Here is a 23387-nt window from a genome sequence, read left to right as displayed (position 1 = left end):
GGCCGATTCAACTCGCCCAGTTGTAGCGCATCAGCGCCATGGTGAAGGCGAACAGGAAAGCGTAGCCAAAGCGGTCGAGCCGCACGAGTTCCTGCCCCTTTCTCGCCCGCAGGCGTCCCAGCAGCATCATTCCCCCACCCGCCAGCACGGGTGTGACAAACAGGTTGGCCAGCCGGAGCGACGGATCGTGGATGGCCGAATGGGGGAAGACCCAAAGGCTGATCGCACCTGCAACGACTCCCCACAGCGTAAATCCGGCGACGGCAAGACCGGGGCTGGGCTTTCTCGAAAAGGCCTGCCCCATCGCGTGCATTCCCAGTTCGGCAAACAGCTCAACCAGGAACTGCAACAGCAGCTCGCCGAAGAACTGGAACAGGAGTTCGAAGAGAAATTCCATCGCGGCCAAGGACTAACAGGGCAAGGCCACAAAGAACAAGCTGTCCCTCGCCACCCTTTCGCCGGCCTGCGCGATTGCCTATCTTTCCTTCATGCCGCTGCACATGACCAAGATCGCCTTTTCCGCCGAGAGCCCGGCGGACTTGCGCGCCTGGCTGGAAAGCCACCCGGACGAAGCCCTGCTGACCACCCGCTACCTGCCCAAGCGGCATGAGGAGATGGTGGGCGGCTCCCTCTACTGGATCTACGAGCACGCACTGATCGGCCGCTCCCCGATCCTGCGATTCACCCAGCGCGACGACGGCCGCTGGCACATCCACCTGGCGCCCAAACTGATCCCGGTCGTCACCAAGCCCAAGCGCGCCCATCAGGGCTGGCGCTACCTCAAGGACGAAGACGCCCCGCGCGATCTGGGCGACGGCGAAAGCAGCGGCGACGTGATGCCGCCCAAACTGGCGCGCGAGTTGGCGAAGCTGGGGCTGGTATAGCGAAAGGGCCGCTCAGCCCCGCTCCACCCACCAGCGCAGCAGGGCGTGGGCCACTGCCGTCCTTGGCGGCGCGCCGAAGGCCCGGCCCTGTTCGCCGCGCGCCGTCGCTTCCAGCGCCTCGGCGACCTCATCGCGCGTGAACCAGCGCACGTCCTCCATCTCGGTCTCGTCCATCACGATGGCGGGATCGTCGGCGAAGGCGTGACAGCCGATCATCAGCGACGAAGGGAACGGCCAGGGCTGGCTGATCACATATTCGACATCGCGGGCACGCACCCCCGCTTCCTCGAAGACTTCGCGCGCCACGGCTTCCTCAATCGTCTCGCCCGGCTCCACGAAACCCGCGAGCGCGGAGTAACGGCCCTGGGGAAAGCGGGGTTGGCGGCCGAGGAGCAGTTTGCCCTCGCACTCGACCGTCATGATCGTGACCGGATCGACGCGGGGGAAGTGTTCGGATTTGCAATCCGCATTCGTGCACGTGCGCTGCCAGCCGCCCTTGGCGAGCTCCGTCGGGCTGCCGCAGACCGCGCAGAAGCGGTGGCGCGCGTGCCAGCCCACCAGCGAACGGGCCCCGCCATAAGCCGCCAGCTCGCCCGCCTCCAGCACCGCCATGGCGTTCCAGCTCGCGGGCCCGGCATGGGGGCTGCCCGAAGGGTAGGAGGGGCGCACTTCGGCAAAACAGCCACGCACCTCATCGCCCGGCCCGTCCAGCCCGAGAAACACCAGCTCGCTGTCCGGCGAAGCATCGGCAAGGCTGCCCCAGTCGAGCGTGTTGTCCGGCGTGAGTACCGGGTCGAGGCCGTCCATCCGCAGCAGCCGCGCCTCCCAGGTCTTGAGCGCTTCGAGCGCCTCCGGATCGTTGCGGATATGATCGGCGCGGTCGATATGCGATCCGGAAAAGGCGATGGTCTGGGAATTCATGCGGGTTTCACCTGAAGCAGCGCAAGGACATCGGTTTTGAGCGCGGTCTGGAATTCGGGCAGCAGAGCGAGCGACTGCGACGGCATGAACTGCACGAAAAGCTGCGAGCGCAGGGCCCGCATCATGTCGACCATGCCCACGGTTCCGGCCGCGCCTGCCCAGCCGTAGATCCCGGTCTCGGGCCCGATGCCGACGCGGCCGCCCGCGCCGAAATCCGCCGGAGCCGAATCCAGCGCCGGGCCTTTCACGCCCGGTGGCAGCAAGTTGCTGGTGCCCTGCCGCACCGCCGCTTCGGCCAGCACGCGCCGGCCGTCGATCATGCCCAACTGCGCCAGCATCCGCAGGAAGCGGTCGTAATCGCGCGGCGAACTGACCAGCCCGGAACCGCCCATCGGGAACGGCGGCGGATCAAGGAACACCGAATTCTCGCCCTTGTCGATCGGGATGAAGACGCCGCCGAACACGGCATAGTTCGTCGTCAGTTCTCCGGCATCGGCAGCGGGCACCTGGAAGAACGTGCTCGTCATCCCGCAAGGCTCGAAAATCGTTTCCCTGAGATGGACGTCGAACGGCTTGCCGGAAACCACCTCGATCACCCGGCCCATCAGATCGAGCCCGAGCGAATAGCTCCATCTGGTGCCGGGATCATAGACCAGCGGCACTCCGGCCAGCCGGTCGGCGAACACTTCCAGGCTGGGAGCCTGCGGGCCGCCGTAAACATCGGGCAGCGTCATCCGGCTTACCTGCCCGGCCATCAGCCCCTGCTTGTTGAGCAAGTCACGGATCGGGCCTTTCTGGATGATCGCATAGCCCAGCCCGGCCGTATGCGTAAGCAAGTGCCGGATCGTGATCGGGCGCTTCGCCGGATGCAGGTCCGTGACCGATCCGTCATACGTGTTCTGCACCTGCATGTGCCGGTAGCGGGGCAGGATGTCGTAGAGCGGCTGGTCTAGCGACAGCTTGCCTTCGGCGATCAGCTGCATCGCCGCCATGCCGGTGATGGGTTTGGTCATCGAATAGATGCGAAACAGGCTGCTGTCCGACATCGGATCGAGGTTGAGGAACCCTTCGGTGCCCTTGGCGACATATTCGGGGTCCTTGCCCGGCAGGCCAAGCGAGGCGATCATGCCGGGAAACTTGCCCGGCCTCACCCACTTGTCGATCAGCGCGCGGACATTGGGCAGCAGCCCTGGCTCTGCCGCTGCGAAAGCCAGCCGCGGCATCAGCGCGGCGCCCAGCCCTGCGAAAGCGCCCAGCCTGAGCAGCATACGCCGGTCGAGATCCCGTTCCAGCGCTTCCCGCGATTCGAACGCTTCGATCATGCGTCAGTCTCCGGTATCCGCGAGCGCGAGCTGCGCCGCCTTGGCGAAAAGCGTGGGCAATCCGGCCTCGCCGAGCCGGTCGAGCGGCCACCACTCACCCTCACCGGGCGGCAACCTAGTCCAATCCGCCCCGAGGTAAACCGCCAGATGCAGGTCGAGCCCGAAATGCGTGAAGGTGTGCGTCACTTTGCCTGCGCTTTCCCACGGTCCGGCCAGCGGTCCCTCCCCGCAGCCGTCCGCGCGCGCCGACCAGCCGTCGTCCGGCAGCGCGCGCATCCCGCCGAGCATCCCCTTGCCGGGACGGCGCACCAGCCAGACCCGTTCCTCACGCTCGATCCAGTAAGCCTGCCCCCGGCGGGCGGGCTTGGCCTTCTTCGGCGCCTTGACCGGAAAGCGGTCCGGTTCGCCCATGGCCCGCGCTTCGCAATGGGCTGAAAGCGGACAGAGCAGGCAGCGCGGCGAACGGCTGGTGCAGATCGTCGCCCCCAGATCCATCATCGCCTGCGCAAAGTCGCCGCTGCGGACATCAGGCGTGATCGCATCGGCTTTCTCGCGGATCGCCGTGCGCGCGCCCGGCAGTGCTTCGCCGATCGCGAAGAGCCGCGCCACCACGCGCTCGACATTGGCATCGACCACCACCGCGCGGCGCCCGAACGCGATCGCCGCGACGGCCGCTGCGGTATAGGCGCCCAGCCCCGGCAGCGCGCGCAGCTCTTCCTCGGTATCGGGGAACTGCCCGCCCCGCGCCGCCACTTCGCGCGCGCAGGCCAGCAGGTTGCGGGCACGGGCGTAGTATCCCAGCCCGGCCCACGCGGCCATGACCGCTTCGTCCCCGGCCGCCGCCAGATCGTGAATCGCTGGCCAGCGGGCGGTAAACGCGGCGAAATAGTCCTTCACTGCCGCCACCGTCGTCTGCTGCAGCATCACTTCGGACAGCCACACGCGGTAGGGATCGGGCGCGGGCGCGCCGGGCGGCGCCCGCCAAGGCAGGGCCCGCGCATGGGCATCGTACCAGGCGAGAAGATCGCGCCAAATGGCATTGGTACGGGCATCCGAACTGGCATCCATGGCGCCGCTATGGCATTGGAGCGCGGACAATGGAACGGGACGATCACAAACAATCCGGACGCAAGCAATCCGGCACTTCGAAGGCTGCAGCCGCGGGGCTCAAACGCTACGAACGCCCGCGCGGCGGACCGGCGCGCGCGATCTCGGACTTGATGCCCGAAGTGGGCCGCACCGCGTTCCGCCGGTTCGGCTTCGTGCAGTCGAGCGTCGTCACCCGCTGGCCGGAAATCGTGGGTGCCCGCCATGCCCGCGTGTGCAGCCCCGAATCGATCCGCTTCCCGCCCGGCGAGAAGAGCGACGGCATCCTCCAGCTCGTCGTCGTGCCCGCGCACGCGCCGATCGTCCAGCACGTCATTCCCGAGATCGTCGAGCGGGTGAACCGCTTCTTCGGCTACAATGCCGTGGCCAAAGTGAAGATCCGGCAAGGTGAGGTTAAGGCTCCGGCTGCTTCAAAGCCGCAGGCTGCTCCGCCTTCGCTCAAGCCCGTGCCGCTGGAACTGGGAGAATCGCTGCGCGACATCGGCGATCCCGAACTGCGCGCAGTGCTGGAATCGCTGGCGCGCAGCATGAGCGCAAAGAACAATCAGGAAGAGCAGTAATGATGCCCCCCAGGAAAAAGACCGCGCTGCGCGCGCCTGCCCGCCTTGCCCTGGCTCCCCTTATGCTGACAGCCGGCGCTTTCCTGTGCATCGCGGCTACCGGCAAGCCGGCCAAGAGCCTCGAAACGCAGAGCACGAACTGGAACAGCGCGATGACGGTGACGGCCAATGGCAGCCACCAGCTCGGCAATCCCGAGGCACCGGTCAAGCTTACCGAATATGTCAGCTACACTTGCCCGCACTGCGCGCATTACCAGCAGGAATCGGACCCGGTCCTGCGCCTTACCGTGATCCCCAAGGGGCAGGTTTCGGTCACTGTGACCAATCTCTTGCGCAACCCCATTGATCTGACCGTGGCACTGCTGACCAATTGCGGCGATCCCAAGCGCTTCTTCGTGCGGCACAATGCCTTTTTCGCCACGCAGGAAAAATGGCTCGGCAAGGCGCAGACGATGACCGAGGCGCAACAGCAGCGCTGGTATCAGGGCACCCTGCCCGAACGGATGCGCGCCATCGCCAGCGACTTCGGTTTCTACGACAAGATGTCGAACTGGGGCATCAGCCGCGCCCAGGCCGATGCCTGCCTTGCCGATACGGCCATGCTCGACAAGCTGAAGGCCCAGCAGGAAGAGTCCTCGACTCTCGGCATCAACAGCACCCCCAGCTTCACACTGAACGGCGAAGTGCTGCCGGCCCACGATTGGGCCTCGGTTTCCCAGGCGATCACGGGCAAGCTTGCCGAAGAGCACGCCGGCGCCATCTGAAGCCCCGAAATCCGCCGGTTTAGCTGTGGAGAGAATCCCCGGCTTCTCCTTCCGGCGCTTTGTTCCGTCCCAGCCTTGGGTTAGCCCTTTTCCCGCTTTCGCAAAGGATTCGCCACGATGACCCGCACCCCCATCCGCCAGATCGTTTTCGGTATGCTGGTCCTGCCTCTTGCACTGGGCCTTGCCGCATGTGGCAAGAAGGCCGACGAAGGCGCACCGAAGTCCAGCGAGCCGATCGCGAACATCGCGCCGCCAGCGGGCAAGGCCTGGGCGGACGTGGTCGAGAAGACGCCCGAGGGCGGCTATCGCATGGGCAATCCCAAGGCCCCGATCAAGCTGGTGGAATATGGCGCGCTGAGCTGCTCGCACTGTGCCGAGTTCGCCAAGGAAAGCTTTGAAAAGCTGCGCGACGACTACATCGCCAGTGGCCGCGTCAGCTACGAACTGCGCTATTTCATGCTCAATCCTTACGACATCTCGGCCTCGCTGCTGGCCACTTGCGGATCGACCGAGGCCGTGATCCCGCTCAGCGAGCAGTTCTGGGCCTGGCAGCCGAACATGTTCGAGAAAGTGCAGGCCGCCGGCGACGCCAGGCTCAAGGCCATCGGCGAGATGCCCAAGGAACAGCAGATCAGCGCTCTGGCCGAGACCGCAGGCATGACCGAATTCTTCTCCTCGCGCGGGATCTCGCGCGATCAGGCCCAGGCCTGCCTGACCGATGCCGCCAAGGCCAAGGCGCTCGCCGACGAGACCGAGAAGGCCAGCACCGAATACAATATCACCGGCACGCCCACTTTCTTCATCAACGGCTCGTCGATCGGTTCGATGGGCTGGAAGGAACTGGAGCCCAAGCTGCAAGAGGCAGGCGCGCGCTGATGCGCCTGCTCCGGTAAAGGCGCGCCGATGCGCATCAGGCGGCTCAAGCTCAGTGGATTCAAGAGCTTCGTAGAGCCCGCCGAACTGCGCATCGAGCCCGGCCTCACCGGCGTCGTCGGCCCCAACGGCTGCGGCAAATCGAACCTGCTCGAAGCCATCCGCTGGGTCATGGGCGAAAGTTCGCCCAAGTCGATGCGCGGCGGCGGCATGGAAGACGTGATCTTTGCCGGCACCGCCAACCGGCCGCCGCGCGCTTTCGCCGAAGTGGTGCTGCACGCCGAGACTTCCACGCGCGAAGACGGCACGCGCGAAGAGCTGGAAGTCGTGCGCCGCATCGAGCGCGGAGCAGGCAGCGCCTACCGCATCAACGGGCGCGACGTGCGTGCCAAGGACGTGGCGCTGACTTTCGCCGATGCCGCGACCGGCGCGCATAGCCCGGCGCTTGTCAGCCAGGGCCGCATTGCCGCCGTGATCGCCGCCAAGCCTGCCGAGCGCCGCGCCATGCTGGAAGAAGCGGCGGGCATCGCCGGCCTGCACGTGCGGCGCAAGGACGCCGAGCAGAAGCTGCGCGCCACCGAAGCGAACCTCGCCCGGCTTGAGGACATCATGGCCGGGCTCGACAAGCAGGTCGCCTCGCTGCGGCGGCAGGCCAAGGCGGCCGAGCGCTACAAGGCGCTGTCCGATCAGATCCGGCTGGCCGAAGCGCGGCTGGTCTTCGCCCGCTGGCGCGATGCCGCCGCTGCGGCCGATGCCGCCAGGAAGGAAGCGCAGGCCGCCGAAGCGCGTGTTGCCGCGGCGCAGGAGGCGGCAAAGGCCGCACAGGACGCGCAGGCGGCCGCCGCAGAAGCGCTGATCGCCGCGCGCGACGAACTCGCCGACCGGCGCGACGATGCCACCGCGCAGGGCCACCGCATGGCCACGCTGACCAGCCAGCTCGAAGCCGCCGAACAGCGCCTCAAGGATCTCGACCGCCAGCGCACCCGGCTAGAGGAAGACCGCAGCGACGCCGATCGCATGACCCGCGATGCCGCCGAGGCGCTCGCCCGGCTCGAACGCGAGCTGGCTGACGGCGCCCGGCAGCTTGAAGCCGACGAGGCAGAGCGTCCCCGTCTCGCCAATGCGCTGGAAGGGGCCGAACGCGCCGCCCGCGCCGCCGAACTCGATCTGGCACAGGCGACGGCCACGCAGGCGGGCGTGGAAGCCGAATGGCGCATCGCCGAAGCCGAGCGGACGCAGGCGCGCAGCCGGCTCGACCGCCTGAACGCGGAAAGCGCAAGGCTTCAGGCCCAGCTTGCCGGCCTGCCCGAAACCGCAGACCTCGACGCCGCCATTTCCAAGGCCCGCAGCGAGGCCGAAGCGGCCACCACGGCGCTCACCAAAGCGCGCGAAGGGCTGGATGCGCTGCAGGCCCGCAAGGGCGAGCTCATGGCCGAGCGCGACAGTGCCGCATCGGCGCTGGCCGGTGCCCGCGCCGACCTGACGGGGATCGAACGCGAGCATAGCGCCCTGCTCCGGGACCGCGAGGCCCGCGCCAAGGGCGCCAAGGCCGCGCACGGGCTCAAGGCCGCGATCGATGCGGTGCGCGCGGCGCCAGGCTATGAGCGCGCGCTGGCCGCCGTGCTCGGGCGCGACGCCAAGGCCCCGCTCGGCCTTGTCGTCCATGCCGACGGGCGGTTCTGGACCGGGGCCGATGCACCTGCTCCGGTGGCCGATAGCCTTGCGGCCCATGTCACGCTGTGTCCGCCGGAGCTCGCCGCGCGGCTGGCGCTGGTCCATGTGGTCGAGGAGGATGACGCACGCCCGCTGAAGCCCGGCGAATGGCTGGTCACGCGGGCGGGCGTGCTGCGCCGCTGGGACGGTTTTATCGCACGCGGCGAAGGCGCGGCCGAAGCGGCAAGGCTGGAGGCCGAGAACCGCTTTGCCGAGCTCGACGCCCAGCTTCCGCCGCTGCGCGAAGCCGTCACGGCGGCCGAGAAACGGCAGACCGGCATCCAGCAGGAGCTCTCCGCCCTGTCCGCGGCCGTGATCGCGGCCGAGCGGGCCATTGCCGAGGCGGCCAATGCCGAGCGCAATGCCCTGCGCGCCGCCGATCAGGCCGAGGATGCCAAGACGCGCCATCAGGCCCGCCGCGCGGAACTGGACTGCAGCGCTGAGGAACTGGCCGAGCAGCACCGCAGTGCCGGGCATGACCTTACCGCCGCCGAGGCCAAGCGCGCGGCCCTGCCCGATCCCGAGGCCGGGCGGGCCGGTCTCGAAGCGGCCCGGGCGAAGAACGAGGCGGCCAAGGCGCGTCTGCAGGCGGCCACGGCCACGCTCGCCGCACACGATCAGGCGCTCGCGGTCGCGCGCGAACGCACCACTTCGCAGCGCGGCGATATCAGGAACTGGCAGGCGCGCGCGGGCGATGCCACCAACCGGCTGGCGCAGATGGCCGGACGGCTGGAGGAAATCGAAACCGAGCGCGCAGTGATCGCTGCCAAGCCCGCATCCCTGATGGAGCAGATCGAGCAGGGCGAAACGGTGCGCCAGCGCCTTGCCGAAGAACTGGCCAAAGCCGAAGCGGCCGTCGCCGCGATGACCGAGGGCTCCCGCAAAGCCGACACGGCGCTCGCTGCCGCGCAGGAAACGCTCGCCAGCGCCCGCGAAAGCCGCGCAGGCGCCGCCGCGCGGGCCGAGAACGAGGACGAGCGCCGCGTCGAAATGGCGCGCATCTCGGGCGAGCGCTTCCAGTGCCCGCCGCCGGTCCTGCCCGAACGCTTCGCTTTCGTTTCCGCCGAAGTCGGCGGCGCGCACGACGAAGTGGCGGCCATGGACAAGCTCGTCGCAGACCGCGAACGGATCGGGCCGGTCAATCTCGTCGCCGCCGACGAACTGGCCGAAGCCGAAGCGCAACTCGGCACCAGCGTCACCGAACAGGCCGAGCTGGCCGAAGCGGTGAACCGCCTGCGCGGCTCGATCGGCAATCTCAACCGCGAGGGCCGCGAACGCCTGCGTGCGGCCTTCGAAGCGGTCGATGGCCATTTCCAGCGGCTGTTCACCCGGCTGTTCCAGGGCGGCAAGGCGCACCTTGCCCTAGTCGATTCGGACGATCCGCTCGAAGCGGGCCTGGAAATCTACGCCCAGCCGCCGGGCAAGCGCCTGCAATCGCTGACGCTGCTTTCGGGCGGCGAACAGGCACTGACGGCGGTGGCGCTGATCTTCGGCCTGTTCCTCACCAACCCGGCCCCGATCTGCGTCCTCGACGAGGTGGATGCCCCGCTCGACGATGCCAATATCGAGCGCTTCTGCGACTTGCTGGAAGCGATGACGAAGGAAACCGACACCCGCTACCTCATCGTCACGCACAATGCCGTGACGATGAGCCGGATGCACCGGCTGTTCGGCGTAACCATGGTCGAAAAGGGCGTATCCCGGCTGGTCAGCGTCGATCTTGTCGGCGCCGAGGAACTGCTGGCAGCGGAATAGCTACTTCAGCACGAAACGCGGCCCCGTCCCGTGCCCGCCGGCATGATCGTTCACATTGTAGATATGGCATTTGGCGAGGCTCAGGCAGCCGCAGCCGATGCATTCTTCCAGCTTGCGGCGGGTGAGTTCGAGCAGTCCGATCTGGGCATCGATCGATTCGCGCATCGAAAGGCTGATCTTTTCCCAGTCGCCCAGGGTCGGCGTGCGGCCCTGCGGCAGGGCGGAAAGCTCGCGCTCGATTTCGGCGAGCGCCAGGCCCAGCTTCTGCGCGATCAGGATGAAGCTGACGCGGCGGATGTCCGAGCGCAGGAACCGGCGCTGATTGCCGCTGGTGCGCAGCGCGGTGAGCAGCCCCTTCTCCTCGTAGAAACGGATGGCCGAAACGGCGACGCCAGTGCGGCGCGACAGATCGCCGATGGAAATGAAACGGTCCTGGGACATGCGGGGTTCGCTTGGGGGCTCGATTTTTCCGGGGGGGCGATTTGGGGGTTCAATTTTCTGCTTGAGCTCAAGCTAACTTGAGATCGCATCTTTGCCAAGCCGGCCGATTCGCCAGCACAGCAAGGAGTTGCAATGATGACACACCCGGCCAACCCCCGAGGCCGCCTCGAACACGCGAACATCACGGTCAGCGACATAGAGCGCTCGTCCAGGCTGCTGCAGGACCTGCTCGGCTGGGAAGAACGCTGGCGCGGCCCAGCCATCAACGGCGGCGAGACGATCCATGTCGGCGAGGAATTCAGCTATATCGCCGTCTATACCGACCGCGCCCCGCACGGCCGTTTCGTCAAAGGCGCACCGCTCAATCACATCGGACTGCTGGTCGAGGATCTCGACGCGGCGGAGCAGGTGGTGATCGCCGCCGGCCTCGAACCGTTCAATCATGCCGACTACACCCCCGGCCGCCGCTTCTACTTCTTCGACTGGGACGGTATCGAGTTCGAGGTGGTGAGCTATGAATGAGCCGCTCATCACATGGACCGGGGCGTGGTATCGCCACCCCCGCTCCGCCCGCAAGGCGCCGTCAGATCACGCCCGCGTTGCCCACCACCCAGCAGGCCAGCGCCATGACGAGGCCGAGATCGCGGTTGGAGCGGAAGCGGGCCAGCGCGTTCTCGCCATTGTCGGGATCGAGCGTGAGAACCTGGAAGGCCATGTGCAGAACCACCGGCGCGAGCGCGACGAGTGCCACCCAGTCCGGCCGCAGGGCCCAGAACGCGAGCGCCCAGAAGGCCACGGCGAGCGCATAGAAAGCGCCCACGCCGGCCCGCACGCGTGATCCCAGCCGCAGCGCCGAGGAGCGAATGCCGACCAGCGCATCGTCTTCCCGGTCCTGCAGGGCATAGATCGTGTCATAGCCGATGCACCACACGATACTGCCCGCATAGAGCGCCGCAAGTGCCTCCAGATGGTCGCTGCGGACTTCCACCCAGCCGACCAGCGACCCCCAGGTGAAGACCAGCCCGAGCCAGGCCTGCGGCCACCAGGTCACGCGCTTCATGAAAGGATAGGCCGCCACCAGCGCAATGCTGCCCAGCGCCACCAGTTGCGCCTCAAAGCGCAATTGCAGCAGCACCACCAGCCCCACCAGGCACAGCACGGCAAGCCAGCTCCAGGCGGCCTGCAGGCTCACCCGGCCGCTCGCCACCGGCCGCGCAGCGGTGCGGGCGACCTGCCGGTCGAGATCGGCATCGACGATGTCGTTATAGACGCAGCCCGCCCCGCGCATCGCCACCGAGCCCAGCAGCAGCCACAGGATCAGGCCCCAGCGCTCTTCCCCGCCGGCCAGCAGCACGCCCCAGGCGCAAGGCCAGAACAGCAGCCACGATCCGATCGGCCGGTCAAACCGGGCCAGCATCGCGTAGGACCGGATAGGCTCCGGCAGCGAGGCCACGAAGCCCCGGTGCTCGGTATCGGGAACGCCGAGGTCCGAAAGAGGTGATGGTTCGTTCACGTTGCACGCTCTAATCGATTGCCGCCGCCATGTCAGCCGCCATGTCAGGGGCGAACGCAAGGAAGGGCGGCAGGCAGGGCGATTTGTCCATTGCGCCGGACAGGCGATCACGCAACAAGGCCGCCGATTGCCAACTCTGACGGAAGCATTACCGATGGGAGCTACCCCTGCCTGGCCGCCGCGCTCGGCGCCGCGCCTGTTCGTACCGGGCCCGCTGACAGCCGGAAGCCCCGTTACGATTGGAGAGGGGCAGGCGCACTATCTGCTCAAGGTCATGCGTGCCGCCCCTGGCGATGCCGTGGTTCTGTGCGACGACATGACCGGCGAATGGGCCGCCGAAGTGACGGCCGCCGGCAAGCGCGATCTCGTGCTGGAGCCGCGCGAACGGCTGCGCGAACGCGAGCAGGTTCCCGATTTCTGGCTCTGCGCCGCCTTGCTCAAGAAACCGAACTTCGATCTCGTCCTCGAAAAGGCGACCGAACTGGGCGTGCGGCGCATCCAGGGCGTGGTGACGCGGCGCTGCGTCGCCGACAAGCTCAACCCCGGCCGCGCGATGACCATTGTCACCGAAGCCGCCGAACAATGCGCGCGAACGGCCCTGCCGGAACTGGCGCCGGTGGAACGGCTCGAAACCCTGCTGCGGGACTGGCCCGAAGACCGCGTGCTGTTCTTCGCCGACGAGCAGGGCGGCCAGCCTCCCGCTGCCGCTTTTGCCGCCGCACCGGGCCCGGCGGCCTTGCTGGTCGGGCCGGAAGGCGGCTTCGACGACAGCGAGCGCGCGGCGATCCGGGCCCATCCGAACGCGCGCGCGATCTCGCTCGGCCCCCGCATCCTTCGCGGAGAAACCGCCAGCATTGCCGCCACGGCGCTGTGGATGGCCGTCGCAGGCGATTGGTCCTCCGGCGGAAATTGACCGTCCCTCCAGCAAATAGTGCTGGCATCCGGCCCGGCGCATCCCTACTTCCCGCGGCATGAGCACCAGGGAGGTATCGGATCGCGACGATCCGATCGTCGAAAGCCTTGATCAACTCGCCGCGCCGATGGCCGCGGGCGAGAAGCCGCGCGAAAAGTGGCGGATCGGCACCGAGCACGAAAAATTCGTCTATGACACCGGCGATCACCACGCCCCGTCCTATGACGAGCCCGGAGGGATTCACGACCTCCTGATGGCCCTGACCGAGTTCGGCTGGGAGCCGATCCTCGAAGGCGGGAAAGTCATCGCCATGAAGGGCGCGGACGGCACCGTCAGCCTCGAACCGGCAGGCCAGCTCGAACTGTCTGGCGCGCCTCTCGAAAACCTGCACGAGACGTGCAACGAGACGGGCCGCCATCTCGCCCAGGTGAAGACCATCGGCGACCGTATCGGCAAGGGCTACCTCGGTCTCGGCATGTGGCCGGACAAGACGCGCGAAGCGCTGCCGATCATGCCCAAGGGGCGCTATGCGATCATGCTGCGGCACATGCCGCGCGTGGGCTCGATGGGCCTCGACATGATGCTGCGCACCTGCACCATCCAGGTGAACCTCGATTACTCCAGCGAAGCCGACATGGTGCAGAAGTTCCGCACCTCGCTGGCCCTGCAGCCGCTGGCGACCGCGCTCTTCGCCAACTCGCCTTTCACCGAGGGCAAGCCCAACGGCTACCTCTCCTACCGCAGCCACATCTGGTCGGATACCGATCCGGCCCGCACCGGAATGCTGCCCTTCGTGTTCGAAGAGGGCTTCGGCTACGAGCGCTATGTCGACTACATGCTCGACGTGCCGATGTACTTCGTGTTCCGCGACGGCAAGTACATCGACGCCGCAGGCCAGTCGTTCCGCGACTTCCTGAAAGGTGAGCTGCCCGCCCTGCCCGGCGAACTGCCGCGCCTGAGCGACTGGAACGACCACCTCTCCACCGCCTTCCCCGAAGTGCGGCTCAAGTCCTTCCTCGAAATGCGCGGCGCCGATGGCGGCCCGTGGGGCCGGATCTGCGCCCTGCCCGCGCTGTGGGTCGGCCTGCTCTACGATCAGGGCGCGCTCGACGCGGCCTGGGATCTGGTCAAGGACTGGGACATGGAAGGGCGCGAACTGCTGCGCAGCTCCGTTCCCAAGCTGGCACTGGACGCTCCCATCCCGGGCGGCGGCACCCTGCGCGACATTGCCGGTGAAGTGCTGAACATCGCGCGTTCAGGGCTCGCCGCAAGGGCGCGGCTCAACACCGGCGGAGACAACGAGACGGGTTTCCTCGAACCGCTCGCGGAGATCGTCGCATCGGGCAAGGTTCCGGCCCAGCATCTGCTGGACCTCTACCACGGCGAATGGGGCGGCGACATTTCCCGCATCTATGGCGTGAAGAGCTTCTGACATGATTCTGGTCACCGGCGAATTCCAGATGCCCGTGGAAGCCCTGGAACCCACGCTCGAAGCGCTGGAGCGCGTGATCCTCGCGACCCGCGCGGAGGACGGCTGCCTGTCCTATTCCTATGGCTTCGATGTGCTGGAGCCGGGCCTGTTCCGCATCAGCGAAGCCTGGCGTGACCGCGAGGCGCTTTCGGCCCACTTCGAACAGCCGCACATGAAGCGCTGGCAGGAAGAACGCGCGGAACTGGGGATGACCGGGCGCCGCGTGGAAGTTCACGAGGTCACTTCCAGCGAGACGCTCTGACCCGCAGGTCTATTCCGCGGGCTGCAACGGCGGATTGCGCGGCTGCAGACGCTTGCCCACCCATGAAAGAGAACGCGTGATCAGTGCGTTCTCGCCCATCCACTCGTAGTATTCGCGGTACTTGGGATCTTCAGCCAGCAAGTGCGCTTCCTCGGTTCGGGCGCGCCAGTAATAGATACCGCTGACCACGCCGAGCAGCACGGTATTGCGCACGGCATCGGTCAGCGAACCGTCGCGCACCAGGAACGGCAGAGTGGACGCCCACCAGAACAGGTTTTTCGACAGATAGGCCGGGTGACGCGTAAAGCGGTAGGGCCCGTTGGTCAGCACGCCGCGATAGGTGAGGTTGGAAAAGCGGATCCCGAACGCGAAGGTCGCCCAGGCATAGACCGCGGTGAGGCACACCATCAGCGCGGCCCAAAGCCACAGCAGCATCGGATGCGTCGCGAAGACGCCGGCCCAGCCGACCGTGTTGACTTCATAGCCCAGCACGTCGCTCCGCCCCATCGTGCCCCATACGAAAGGCGGATAGCAGATCAGCGCGGCGACCCAGCCGGCCAGGAGGGGATTGCCGCTGCGGATATGCGCATCGAGCGGGCGGAAGGTCAGCAGGTAGCCGACCGTGCCGATCTGCACGTCGATGAGGAACAGCCCTGCAATCAGCGTGGAACCGAGCGCGACCGGATTATATTCCATCGCCCCGAAATCGGCATTCACCACTTGCGCGAAGCCCGGCGGCAGGATCGAGATCATGAAGGCGCCGAAGAACCCCTTGATGGCCCAGGCGCGCCAGTGCTTCTTCACTTCGCCAGCGTCCCAGGCCTCGCGCCCGATCAGCATGGCGCCGAAGTGCCAGACATGGTCGCGCGGCTCGATCAGGTAGCGGTCGAGCCAGAGCACATAGGCAATCGACAGCACGAACAGCGGCAGTGCGGCAACGCCGATCACTTCCATCGCGAAGAGATACTGCCCGTCCCAGTACCAGCGGGCGATGCAGTAGTAGAAACCGATCGCGGCCCAGGTTGACCAGAGCCCGGCGATCTTGGTGATCGAAATGTCCAGCGTTTCCGAAAGCGGGCGCGGCGCGCTCCAGTCGATCCCGGTGGAGGGGCGCAAGTGCACTTTGTCGGCCAGCACCGACCACAGCCCCATGACCGTCCCGGTCACGAGCAGCGTGGCCACCGAAGCGTAAGGGCCGCTCATCGGTGCATGTGGGCCGGGCAGCGCAAAGGTATCGGCGATCGATGCCCAGTTGCGGCAGATCATCACCCATACGAAGAGGGCGGCCAGCCCCGACAGGCCCACGCCTGCCGAGACATCACTGGCGGGCCGGGGGCGCGCGGCGGTCTGGGCATTGCTCATGCGCCATGCCCTAGTCAAAAATGGTTAAGGGGTCAGAAACGGGATGCGTCCGCGTCCCGCCTTGTCCCCTCTCCCCGTCCGGATCAGCGGAACGCTGTGATCCGGCCCGAATTGTCGAGGATGTAGAGCGTCTTGTTCGCGACCACCGGCTCCAGCATCACGGCATCGCTGACTTCGGCGAACTTCGTGTAAGTGCCCGTCGCCGGATCGACCGTGCCGATCTGCCCATGCGAGTTCGCCACCCACAGCTTGTCACCGGCCAGCACCGGCCCCACCCAGAAGAACGGATTCTTGCGCTTCTTCTCGTTCTTGTAACGAGTCAGCTGGGTCAGCCAGCGCACCCGGCCCGTGGTGCGCGCGATGGCGAGGATCTCGGCATGATCGTCGAGCGTGAACACCCAGTCACCCGCCACGGCCGGCGTGGAAATGCCGGCGAGGTTGAGTTCCCACATGCGCTGCCCGGTCACCAGCTCGTAAGCCGCCATACGGCCGCCCTGGCCCAGTGCGAAGACATTGCCCCGGTCGATGATCGGATCGGCGTCAACGTCGGTGAGGCTGCCCACCTCGGTCGAGATCGAAGTGCGCGCCAATGCGTCGGACCAGAGCTGGCGGCCGTTTTCATAACGGTAGGCGACGAGTTCACCGGACGAATATCCGGCAATCACCGTGCCCTGCCCCGCTGCCGGAGCCGCGACGCCGAACACGCCGGCCTGCGTCAGCGAGCCCGATTCGTTCCAGATCAGCTTGCCGTCCGCCGCATCGAGCGAGAAGATCTGGTTGTCCTGCGTCATCACATAGACCGCGTTGAACGCAATCGTCGGCGCGCCGCGCAGCGGGCCCGCAGGCTTGGTGCTCCAGATCTGATTGCCCGTCGCCGCTTCGAGCGCGGCCACTTCGCCCAGACCGGTCGTGATATAGACGTGGCCATTGTCATAGCTGACACCGCCGCCGAACACCGAATTGGAGCCATCGCCCTTCACGGCGAAGCTCTTGGTCCACAAGTGCGCGCCGCTCTGCGCATCGAAGGCGTGAACCACGCCATCGGTGTCCATCACATAGAGCCGGCCGTCACCGATCACCGGCGAGGCCGCGAGACGCTGGCGGTTGGACGATCCCGCGATCTGCGCCGTCCAGACGCGGGTGGGGTTCGCCGCCAGCGCCAGGTGCCCATAAGACTTGTTGGCCGTGCCGCCGCCCTGCGCCCAGTCGGCATTGACCTGTTCGGGCGGCAGGATCACCGCAACCGTGGCCAGCGTCGGATCGACCTTGGCGCCGCTCTCGATACGCGAGAGAATCGGCACGCGCTCCCCCACTGTCGGCGTCTTGGGGCCACCCTTGCCCCCGCCGCCGAGCATCTTGCAGCCCGACAGGCCCGCCAGCAGTGCCAGCGCAACCAAGGGCACGATCTTGCGCGTGCCGGGGGTGCGGACGGCAGGGCGGCGGGTGTTCGAGGCAAGTGCCTTCATACGCGGATCCTCACAAGTCATGTTCATTTATCGCCGGCATCCGCCGCTTTGACCACTCTCACGATCGGCTTGTCGAGCGGTTCGCCCTTTTCATCGACAACGCCGGCCAGTGCATCGACACCGAGCACGGCGGCCAGCTGGCGGGCGCGGCTGCGCAGGCCCTCGTTGACGGTTTCGTCCCTGGCGATCGCGCCGAACAGCGGACCGGCCTGATCCTTCTTGCCCTGCTTGAGGTAGGCCATGCCCACCATTTCGCCGGCCACGCCGAACCACGGGTTGCCCGGCGCGGCAAGCGGCTTGAGCCGGTCGACCACATCCTGCGGCTTCATCGCATCGAAATCGGCAGCGACTTCACGCACATTCGCCAGATCGCGCAGCGGCTGCGGCGCCTTGGCGTCGGACGAGACCTGCCGGTAGAGCTTGAGCGCTTCGGCCTTGTTGTCCTTTTCCAGCGCAATCGCCGCCAGCATCAGCCGGGCGGACGTGGCATTGCCGTCCGTGCCCTTGGCCGCGAGCGGCTCCAGCTTGGCCTTGGCATCGTCCCAGTTGCTGGCCTGCACACTGTCGAGCGCCTGCACGAAGGCTTCGGTCTGGCCTTCCAGTTCCTGGGTCTGGCGGTGGCTCCAGTAGATCCACCCGGCAAAGCCAGCGAGGCCCAGCACGATCACGGCCAGCAGCGGCTTGCCGAAGTTTTTCATGAAGCCTTCGACCTGATCCTGGCGCAGGGCATCGTCCACCTCACGCAGGAACACGTCCTGCTGGGCAGCCAGCTGCGCGGCTTTCTTGTCTTCGGCTTTCGAGGTCTTGTCAGGAGGCAGGGCCAATTTGGGCGCTTTCCGCGGTAGTCTGGATGGTTGCGGGGCTGTTTAGCGTATGGACAGGGCTTTTCAACGGGGAGATCGCTGCATTCCTCGCCGTGAAGCACGCCTGAACGGAGAATGCGGCTAAGGAAAGGCACTCCGGCCCATCGCCCGTGCATAAGTCTGGCGATAGGCGGCAATCATCGTGGCCTCGTCATAGTCCGCGAGTGCCCGCGCGCGATTCGCTGCGCCGACCGCTGACCGCAGGGACTCGTCTGCCGCCAGCCGGGCCAGCGAATCCGCAAGAGCCGCCTCGTCTCCGGCGGGCGTGACGAAAGGCCGGTTTTCGCCGGAGACCATCACCGCCACGTCACCGACGGCGGGCGAGGCCACGGCTTTGCCCGCCGCCATCGCTTCCACTACCGAGATCGGGAACTGCTCGCTGTCGGAAGACAGCGCGAAAATATCGAAAAGCCCCACCACGCGCGCGGGATCGGCCACGAAGCCGGGCAAGTGCACGCGTCCGGCAAGGCCGCAGGCCGCCGCCTGCGCCTCGATCGCGCTACGTTCAGGCCCCTCGCCCACAATGACGAGATGCCAGTCCTCCGGCAGCGCGGCGAAAGCCCGCACGAGCCGGGGCAGGTTCTTGACCGCGCGCAGGCCCGCCAGCGTGCCCACCCATTTCACGCCCGGCATCTTGACGAGGCCCGGCACGGCGTCAGCCGGAGGCAGGTCCCGGTAGGCCGCGATATTGATACCGTTGATAATCAGCCGCACGCGCGATGCGGGCTGGTGCCAGGCCTCCAGCGCGATCGCTTCGAGCCGCCGCGAGGGCACCACCAGCGCCGAGGCCCGCCCCAGGGCCACGCGCCGGAACAGGTTGCGCGCAGGCTTGAGGCCATCCGCCTCGTCCTCGTTGAACCCGTCTTCGTGATGGACCAGCGGCGGCAGGCCCAGCAGCCCGCCATAGAGCCGGTGGGCCAGCACCGCGTCCATCGCGCCCCAGTTGTACGTCAGGATCAGGCCGAAGCCGCGCATGGCGCGCGCAAGGCGCAGCAGGCGCAAGGGTTCGGGGCGGCCCTGCAAGCTGGGGAAGTCCTGCGGATAGGCCACGGTCAGGGCCGGATCGAGCGCAACCGATGCGCCATAGGCTCCGCTCTGGGCAGAAACGACGGCATGTTCGGCCGCAAGCCCGAACGCGTTCATCAGACGCGCCGCGCGCAGTTCCTTGCCGCCCGCCGCGAAGCTCGAATGAAGGTGCAGGACGCGCAAGCCGGTGCTGCTCAAGGCACGCGTTCCAGAAGACGCTCGATCGCGGCAACCGATTCGGGCTCGTCCAGCGTGGGGGCATGGCCGGTATCGGCCAGCGTGAGCGCTTCGGCGCCCGGCACCCGGCGGACCATTTCCGCCAGCGTGGCCTGCGTCAGCAGATCAGACAAAGCCCCGCGCAGGATCAGCACCGGCCGCCCCGCCAGCGCATCCCACGCCGGCCAGAGGTCCGGCTGGCTGTCGACATCGAAATCGAGGAACGGCTCGGCGATCTTCATGTCGTAGTCGAAGGCGATGCGGCCGTTGCTGGTCAGCGTCATCACCCGCTTGGCCATGCCGATCCAGAAATCGAGCGGCTGGCCGGGGTGCGCAGCCCCTTGCGCCGCCTCGATCCCGCGCGCGGCATGAACCCAGGTGGGGTAGCTGCGCCCCTGTCCGACATAGTCCTTGATCCGCGCCAGCCCCGCCGGTTCAAGGCGCGGCCCGACATCGTTGATGACGGCGCCGGCGATGCGCTGCGGGATCACGGTGGCCAGCCCCATCGTCATCAGCCCGCCCAGCGACGTGCCGATGGCGACGAAACGGTCGATCCCTTCCTGCTCCAGCAGTTCGAGAACGTCCTCGCAATATTGCATCGGCGTGTAGCTGGCCGAATCCTTGGCATATTCGCTGTCACCGCGCCCGCGCATGTCGGGGCAGAGCACGCGCCGGGCCGTGGCCAGACGCGGGGCGAGCACATCGAAATCGCGCGCATTGCGGGTCAGCCCGTGCAGGCACAGGACCGGCACGCCGCCGCCATCGCCCGCCTCGGGGCCCGGGTAATCGCGGAAATGCAGCTTGAGTCCGTCGCGGCTCGACCAGAACCGATCCTCGAAATTCGTCATGCCGAAACGGCAACCTCCTGTGCGCGCGCCTTGATCGGCGGACCTGCACTCCCCACTATCGTCTGATGCGAAGCGAACCGCAAGCAAGCGCTTATCGCCCCGATGCCCGCATCGACACCATCGCCGAGTGGATCGGCGATCCGGTGCCGGCAGCCGCCTTCCCCAAACACGAGCTGCGTTTCCGCAACGACCGGTGGGCCGGCGCGGTGGGGCTCGGCGATCTGACGGATGAGGCCTGGACCGCCCATTTCGGCCGTTTCGAGCCACTTGCGGACAACCTGCCCCGCCCGCTGGCGCTGCGCTATCACGGCCATCAGTTCCGCTCCTACAACCCGGACATTGGCGACGGACGCGGTTTCCTCTTTGCCCAGATGCGCGACGGCGACGGGCGGCTGCTCGATCTCGGCACCAAGGGATCGGGCCGCACGCCCTACAGCCGCGACGGCGACGGACGGCTGACGCTGAAAGGCGCGGTGCGCGAAATTCTCGCCACCGAAATGCTCGAAGCGCTGGGCGTGAACACCAGCAAGACGTTCTCGGTGATCGAAACCGGCGAATCGCTGTGGCGCGGCGACGAGCCCTCGCCCACCCGCTCGGCCGTGCTCGTGCGTCTCAGCCACGGGCACATCCGTATCGGCAGCTTCCAGCGCCTGCTCGCCCACGACGAAAAGGACCAGATGGCCGCGCTGGTGGCCTATTGCCTGGACACTTACCCCGGCGGCGAGCCGCCCGCCGATGCCCCCGGGCGCGACGAACCGGCCGTGATCCTGCTGCATCAGGTAGTCGAGCGGCTGGCCGATCTCGCGGCGAGCTGGATGGCCGCCGGGTTCGTCCACGGCGTGCTCAATACCGACAACATGAACATTTCGGGCGAAAGCTTCGACTACGGCCCCTGGCGCTGGCTGCCCAAGTGGGACCCGCGCTTTACCGCCGCTTATTTCGATTACGGCGGCCTCTACGCCTTCGGCCGCCAGCCCGAAGCCCTGCTGTGGAACTGCGGCCAGTTGGCCGTGGCGCTGCGCCTGCTGGCCGACACCGAACCGCTCGTGGCCGCGCTCGACCGCTTCGGGGCGCTCTATCAGGATGCCATGGCCCGCCGCTTCACCTGGCGGCTGGGCGTCGTATCCCGGGGCGCGGAGGCGGATACCGCGCTGATCCAGGCCGCCGAGCGGAGCATGACGGAAAGCGGCGAAGCGCCCGAACGCTTCTTCTTCACGCATCGCGCCGGCCGCGCGGCGGGGGACGACGGCTTCGGCGCGCTGCTGCGCGAGTATGAAAAGGCAACCGAAGCCGACGGGGCATTCTGGCAGCAGGACGAACCGCCCGGAATCCTGATCGACGAGGTCGAACGCATCTGGTCCGCCATCGACGAGCATGACGATTGGTCCGCGCTGCACACGAAAGTCTCGGAAATCCGGGAGCTTGGGAGAAATCTCGGCGAACCGCCCCGTCCGCAGGATAAATGGTAAATTTCAGCCCTACGTTAGCACCCCGGTAGGAATACCTGTGCCATAAGCTGGGAATTCGAGAACACTTTTAGGTAACGGATCTTTAGCCGTAATGGACGGTGCAGCCACAACAGCAACAGCGGTAGCCAGTGACCGGGGACCTGTCAGTAACGTGAGCAAGGCAGAGATCGTTTCCTGCGAACCCGCGACCGGCACGGAAATCTGGCGCGGCAAAGCGTGCGACGTCGACGAGACGGTTGCGCGCGCGCGCCGGGCCTGGCCGGCCTGGGCCGCGCAGCCGCTGTCGACCCGCATGGAACTGGTCCGCCGCTTCGCCAACGAAGTGCGCAAGGAAGCCGAAAAGCTGGCGACCACGATCGCGCGCGAGACGGGCAAGCCCTTGTGGGAAGCCCACGCCGAAGTCGAACTCGTCATCAACAAGGTCGAGATCTCGATTCGCGCCTATGCCGAGCGCACCAGCCAGCGCAAGCTGGACTCCGCGCTGCAGGGCACCATGGCCGTGCGCCACAAACCGCATGGCGTGCTGGTCGTGCTGGGCCCCTACAATTACCCCGCGCACTTGCCCAACGCCCACATCGTGCCTGCGCTGATCGCGGGCAACGTGGTGATCTTCAAGCCGAGCGAAAAGGCGCCGGCCTCGGGCGAGATCCTGGCCCGTTGCTTCAGCCGCGCCGGCATTTCCGCCGCGATCATGCAACTGGCCGTGGGCGGCCCCGCCGAGGGGCAGGCTTTCGTCTCGCACGAAGGCGTCGATGGCGTGCTGTTCACCGGTTCGGCCAATACCGGCATTGCCATCAACCGCCGCCTGGCCACCCGGCCGGACAAGATGGTCGCTCTGGAAATGGGCGGCAACAACGCAATGGTCGTGTGGGACACGCCCAAGCTGACCGACGCGGCGGCGCTCATCGTCCAGTCCGCCTTCGCCACCACCGGCCAGCGCTGCACGGCGACCCGCCGGCTGATCGTGAAATCCTCGATCTACGATGCCGTCCTATCCGAAGTGAAAGCGCTGGCAGACCGCGTGATCTTCGGCGCGCCTTTCGACGAGCCCGCGCCGTTCATGGGCCCGGTGATCGACAACATGGCCGCCGACGGGCTGACCGAAAGCTTCCTCTACCTGCTCAGCCACGGCGGCAAGGCGATCAAGCACCTCGTGCGCCCGAACGAATCGCTCCCGTTCCTGAGCCCCGCGATCATCGACACGACCGCGATGAAGGACCGGCCGGACGTGGAACTGTTCGGGCCGATCCTGCAAGTGATCCGGGTCGAGGATTTCGACGAAGCCATTGCCGAGACCAACAACACCCGGTTCGGCCTCGCCGCCTCGCTGGTGGGCGGCACCCCGCAGGAATACAACAAGTTCTGGGCCAATGCCCGGGCCGGGATCGTCAACTGGAACCGGGCGACGGTGAACCCCAGCCATGCCGGCCCCGTCGGCGGTATCGGGCTGTCGGGCAACCACCGTCCAACCGGCTACTACGCCGCCGACTACTGCGCCTATCCGGTCGCTTCGGGCGAAATGGAACAGCCGCGGGCCGTGATCGGCGTAGGCCTGAAGTAGGCGGGGCCTGAAGTAGGCGGGGCCTGAAGTAGGCGGGGCCTGAAGTAGGCGGGGCCTGAAGTAGGCGGGGCCTGAAG

At 67.0% G+C, this 23387-nt stretch carries 22 protein-coding genes; 11 read left to right on the top strand and 11 right to left on the bottom strand.

Translation table 11 applies throughout. The features are described from left to right. Positions 1-7: 7 nt before the first annotated feature. Positions 8-397 carry a hypothetical protein gene (locus NN5_RS18175; protein WP_067736623.1) on the bottom strand — a complete coding sequence of 130 codons (390 nt, stop codon included), beginning with the start codon at positions 395-397 and terminating at the stop codon, positions 8-10. Between the two features lie 91 nt (positions 398-488). Between NN5_RS18175 and NN5_RS18170 the strand changes: the two genes are divergently transcribed. Beyond that, a complete protein-coding gene (locus NN5_RS18170; protein ID WP_067736595.1) occupies positions 489-884 on the top strand; it encodes a DUF1489 family protein in 396 nt (131 codons plus the stop codon). Between the two features lie 12 nt (positions 885-896). On the opposite strand, the gene nudC is transcribed toward NN5_RS18170, so the two are convergent. The 3 genes from nudC to NN5_RS18155 are packed head-to-tail and all read right to left on the bottom strand — an operon-like array spanning position 897 to position 4195. Then, positions 897-1805 carry an NAD(+) diphosphatase gene (gene nudC / locus NN5_RS18165; protein ID WP_067736592.1) on the bottom strand — a complete coding sequence of 303 codons (909 nt, stop codon included), beginning with the start codon at positions 1803-1805 and terminating at the stop codon, positions 897-899. Beyond that, positions 1802-3127, bottom strand: coding sequence for a serine hydrolase domain-containing protein (locus NN5_RS18160; RefSeq protein ID WP_067736590.1), 1326 nt, complete (start codon positions 3125-3127; stop codon positions 1802-1804). The genes nudC and NN5_RS18160 overlap by 4 nt, the downstream gene beginning before the upstream one ends. A gap of 3 nt (positions 3128-3130) precedes the next feature. After that, positions 3131-4195 (bottom strand): A/G-specific adenine glycosylase, encoded by a 1065-nt coding sequence (locus NN5_RS18155; RefSeq protein ID WP_067736588.1) that lies wholly within the window; start codon positions 4193-4195, stop codon positions 3131-3133. Positions 4196-4224: 29 nt separating this feature from the next. Between NN5_RS18155 and NN5_RS18150 the strand changes: the two genes are divergently transcribed. The 4 genes from NN5_RS18150 (at position 4225) to NN5_RS18135 (ending at position 9899) form a co-directional block, all read left to right on the top strand. Beyond that, positions 4225-4794, top strand: a complete 570-nt coding sequence (locus tag NN5_RS18150) for a DUF721 domain-containing protein (protein WP_067736585.1) — start codon at positions 4225-4227, stop codon at positions 4792-4794. After that, positions 4794-5558, top strand: coding sequence for a DsbA family protein (locus NN5_RS18145; protein ID WP_067736582.1), 765 nt, complete (start codon positions 4794-4796; stop codon positions 5556-5558). Before NN5_RS18150 ends, NN5_RS18145 begins: the two co-directional genes overlap by 1 nt. A 117-nt stretch (positions 5559-5675) precedes the next feature. Then, positions 5676-6434, top strand: a complete 759-nt coding sequence (locus NN5_RS18140) for a DsbA family protein (RefSeq protein ID WP_067736580.1) — start codon at positions 5676-5678, stop codon at positions 6432-6434. 27 nt (positions 6435-6461) lie between these two features. Beyond that, on the top strand, positions 6462-9899 hold the full coding sequence (locus NN5_RS18135; RefSeq protein ID WP_067736578.1) for a chromosome segregation SMC family protein: 3438 nt from the start codon (positions 6462-6464) through the stop codon (positions 9897-9899). Here NN5_RS18135 and soxR read toward each other — a convergent pair whose 3' ends face one another. Next, positions 9900-10340: a redox-sensitive transcriptional activator SoxR gene (gene soxR, locus NN5_RS18130; protein ID WP_067736575.1), complete on the bottom strand. Its 441-nt coding sequence runs from the start codon at positions 10338-10340 to the stop codon at positions 9900-9902. Positions 10341-10475: 135 nt separating this feature from the next. Between soxR and NN5_RS18125 the strand changes: the two genes are divergently transcribed. Next, positions 10476-10862 (top strand): VOC family protein, encoded by a 387-nt coding sequence (locus tag NN5_RS18125; protein WP_067736620.1) that lies wholly within the window; start codon positions 10476-10478, stop codon positions 10860-10862. A 61-nt stretch (positions 10863-10923) separates the two neighbouring features. On the opposite strand, the gene ubiA is transcribed toward NN5_RS18125, so the two are convergent. Beyond that, the gene (ubiA, locus tag NN5_RS18120; protein ID WP_067736572.1) at positions 10924-11853 is read right to left on the bottom strand and encodes a 4-hydroxybenzoate octaprenyltransferase; all 930 of its coding nucleotides are present in this window, start codon (positions 11851-11853) and stop codon (positions 10924-10926) included. Positions 11854-12007: 154 nt separating this feature from the next. On the opposite strand from ubiA, the gene NN5_RS18115 reads away from it, so the two are divergent. The 3 genes from NN5_RS18115 to NN5_RS18105 are packed head-to-tail and all read left to right on the top strand — an operon-like array spanning position 12008 to position 14499. After that, the gene (locus tag NN5_RS18115) at positions 12008-12766 is read left to right on the top strand and encodes a 16S rRNA (uracil(1498)-N(3))-methyltransferase (protein ID WP_067736569.1); all 759 of its coding nucleotides are present in this window, start codon (positions 12008-12010) and stop codon (positions 12764-12766) included. 58 nt (positions 12767-12824) lie between these two features. Continuing rightward, a complete protein-coding gene (locus NN5_RS18110) occupies positions 12825-14198 on the top strand; it encodes a glutamate--cysteine ligase (RefSeq protein ID WP_067736567.1) in 1374 nt (457 codons plus the stop codon). Between the two features lies 1 nt (position 14199). Then, positions 14200-14499, top strand: coding sequence for a putative quinol monooxygenase (locus tag NN5_RS18105; protein WP_067736565.1), 300 nt, complete (start codon positions 14200-14202; stop codon positions 14497-14499). A gap of 9 nt (positions 14500-14508) precedes the next feature. Here the strand turns inward: NN5_RS18105 and NN5_RS18100 are convergent, their stop codons facing one another. The 5 genes from NN5_RS18100 to NN5_RS18080 form a co-directional block, all read right to left on the bottom strand. Continuing rightward, positions 14509-15861 carry a methyltransferase family protein gene (locus NN5_RS18100; RefSeq protein ID WP_067736563.1) on the bottom strand — a complete coding sequence of 451 codons (1353 nt, stop codon included), beginning with the start codon at positions 15859-15861 and terminating at the stop codon, positions 14509-14511. A gap of 83 nt (positions 15862-15944) precedes the next feature. Continuing rightward, positions 15945-17327 (bottom strand): outer membrane protein assembly factor BamB family protein, encoded by a 1383-nt coding sequence (locus NN5_RS18095; protein WP_067736560.1) that lies wholly within the window; start codon positions 17325-17327, stop codon positions 15945-15947. Between the two features lie 23 nt (positions 17328-17350). After that, on the bottom strand, positions 17351-18151 hold the full coding sequence (locus NN5_RS18090; RefSeq protein ID WP_067736558.1) for a tetratricopeptide repeat protein: 801 nt from the start codon (positions 18149-18151) through the stop codon (positions 17351-17353). 120 nt (positions 18152-18271) lie between these two features. Then, a complete protein-coding gene (locus NN5_RS18085) occupies positions 18272-19399 on the bottom strand; it encodes a glycosyltransferase (protein WP_067736617.1) in 1128 nt (375 codons plus the stop codon). Positions 19400-19410: 11 nt separating this feature from the next. Then, on the bottom strand, positions 19411-20280 hold the full coding sequence (locus NN5_RS18080; protein WP_067736555.1) for an alpha/beta fold hydrolase: 870 nt from the start codon (positions 20278-20280) through the stop codon (positions 19411-19413). A 65-nt stretch (positions 20281-20345) separates the two neighbouring features. On the opposite strand from NN5_RS18080, the gene NN5_RS18075 reads away from it, so the two are divergent. Both NN5_RS18075 and NN5_RS18070 read left to right on the top strand, forming a co-directional pair. Further along, positions 20346-21749, top strand: a complete 1404-nt coding sequence (locus NN5_RS18075) for a protein adenylyltransferase SelO family protein (protein ID WP_067736553.1) — start codon at positions 20346-20348, stop codon at positions 21747-21749. A gap of 151 nt (positions 21750-21900) precedes the next feature. Then, positions 21901-23310, top strand: coding sequence for a succinylglutamate-semialdehyde dehydrogenase (locus NN5_RS18070; protein WP_245656603.1), 1410 nt, complete (start codon positions 21901-21903; stop codon positions 23308-23310). Positions 23311-23387 lie beyond the last annotated feature (77 nt).

The organism is Novosphingobium naphthalenivorans NBRC 102051 (assembly GCF_001590985.1).
In the GTDB taxonomy this organism is placed as follows: domain Bacteria; phylum Pseudomonadota; class Alphaproteobacteria; order Sphingomonadales; family Sphingomonadaceae; genus Novosphingobium; species Novosphingobium naphthalenivorans.
Note: the sequence above shows the minus strand (reverse complement) of the source record. Positions and strands in the feature narration are given on the sequence as shown.

Bases quoted from the DNA above. Each gene is read 5' to 3' on its own strand.
- NN5_RS18150 (WP_067736585.1), top strand. From the start codon at position 4,225: ATGGAACGGGACGATCACAAACAATCCGGACGCAAGCAATCCGGCACT.
- NN5_RS18125 (WP_067736620.1), top strand. From the start codon at position 10,476: ATGACACACCCGGCCAACCCCCGAGGCCGCCTCGAACACGCGAACATC.
- NN5_RS18110 (WP_067736567.1), top strand. From the start codon at position 12,825: ATGAGCACCAGGGAGGTATCGGATCGCGACGATCCGATCGTCGAAAGC.
- NN5_RS18075 (WP_067736553.1), top strand. From the start codon at position 20,346: ATGCGAAGCGAACCGCAAGCAAGCGCTTATCGCCCCGATGCCCGCATC.
- NN5_RS18170 (WP_067736595.1), top strand. From the start codon at position 489: ATGCCGCTGCACATGACCAAGATCGCCTTTTCCGCCGAGAGCCCGGCG.
- NN5_RS18105 (WP_067736565.1), top strand. From the start codon at position 14,200: ATGATTCTGGTCACCGGCGAATTCCAGATGCCCGTGGAAGCCCTGGAA.
- NN5_RS18135 (WP_067736578.1), top strand. From the start codon at position 6,462: ATGCGCATCAGGCGGCTCAAGCTCAGTGGATTCAAGAGCTTCGTAGAG.
- NN5_RS18140 (WP_067736580.1), top strand. From the start codon at position 5,676: ATGACCCGCACCCCCATCCGCCAGATCGTTTTCGGTATGCTGGTCCTG.
- NN5_RS18175 (WP_067736623.1), bottom strand. From the start codon at position 397: ATGGAATTTCTCTTCGAACTCCTGTTCCAGTTCTTCGGCGAGCTGCTG.
- NN5_RS18155 (WP_067736588.1), bottom strand. From the start codon at position 4,195: ATGGATGCCAGTTCGGATGCCCGTACCAATGCCATTTGGCGCGATCTT.
- NN5_RS18100 (WP_067736563.1), bottom strand. From the start codon at position 15,861: ATGAGCAATGCCCAGACCGCCGCGCGCCCCCGGCCCGCCAGTGATGTC.
- NN5_RS18080 (WP_067736555.1), bottom strand. From the start codon at position 20,280: ATGACGAATTTCGAGGATCGGTTCTGGTCGAGCCGCGACGGACTCAAG.
- NN5_RS18095 (WP_067736560.1), bottom strand. From the start codon at position 17,327: ATGAAGGCACTTGCCTCGAACACCCGCCGCCCTGCCGTCCGCACCCCC.
- NN5_RS18160 (WP_067736590.1), bottom strand. From the start codon at position 3,127: ATGATCGAAGCGTTCGAATCGCGGGAAGCGCTGGAACGGGATCTCGAC.
- NN5_RS18115 (WP_067736569.1), top strand. From the start codon at position 12,008: ATGGGAGCTACCCCTGCCTGGCCGCCGCGCTCGGCGCCGCGCCTGTTC.
- nudC (WP_067736592.1), bottom strand. From the start codon at position 1,805: ATGAATTCCCAGACCATCGCCTTTTCCGGATCGCATATCGACCGCGCC.
- NN5_RS18145 (WP_067736582.1), top strand. From the start codon at position 4,794: ATGATGCCCCCCAGGAAAAAGACCGCGCTGCGCGCGCCTGCCCGCCTT.
- soxR (WP_067736575.1), bottom strand. From the start codon at position 10,340: ATGTCCCAGGACCGTTTCATTTCCATCGGCGATCTGTCGCGCCGCACT.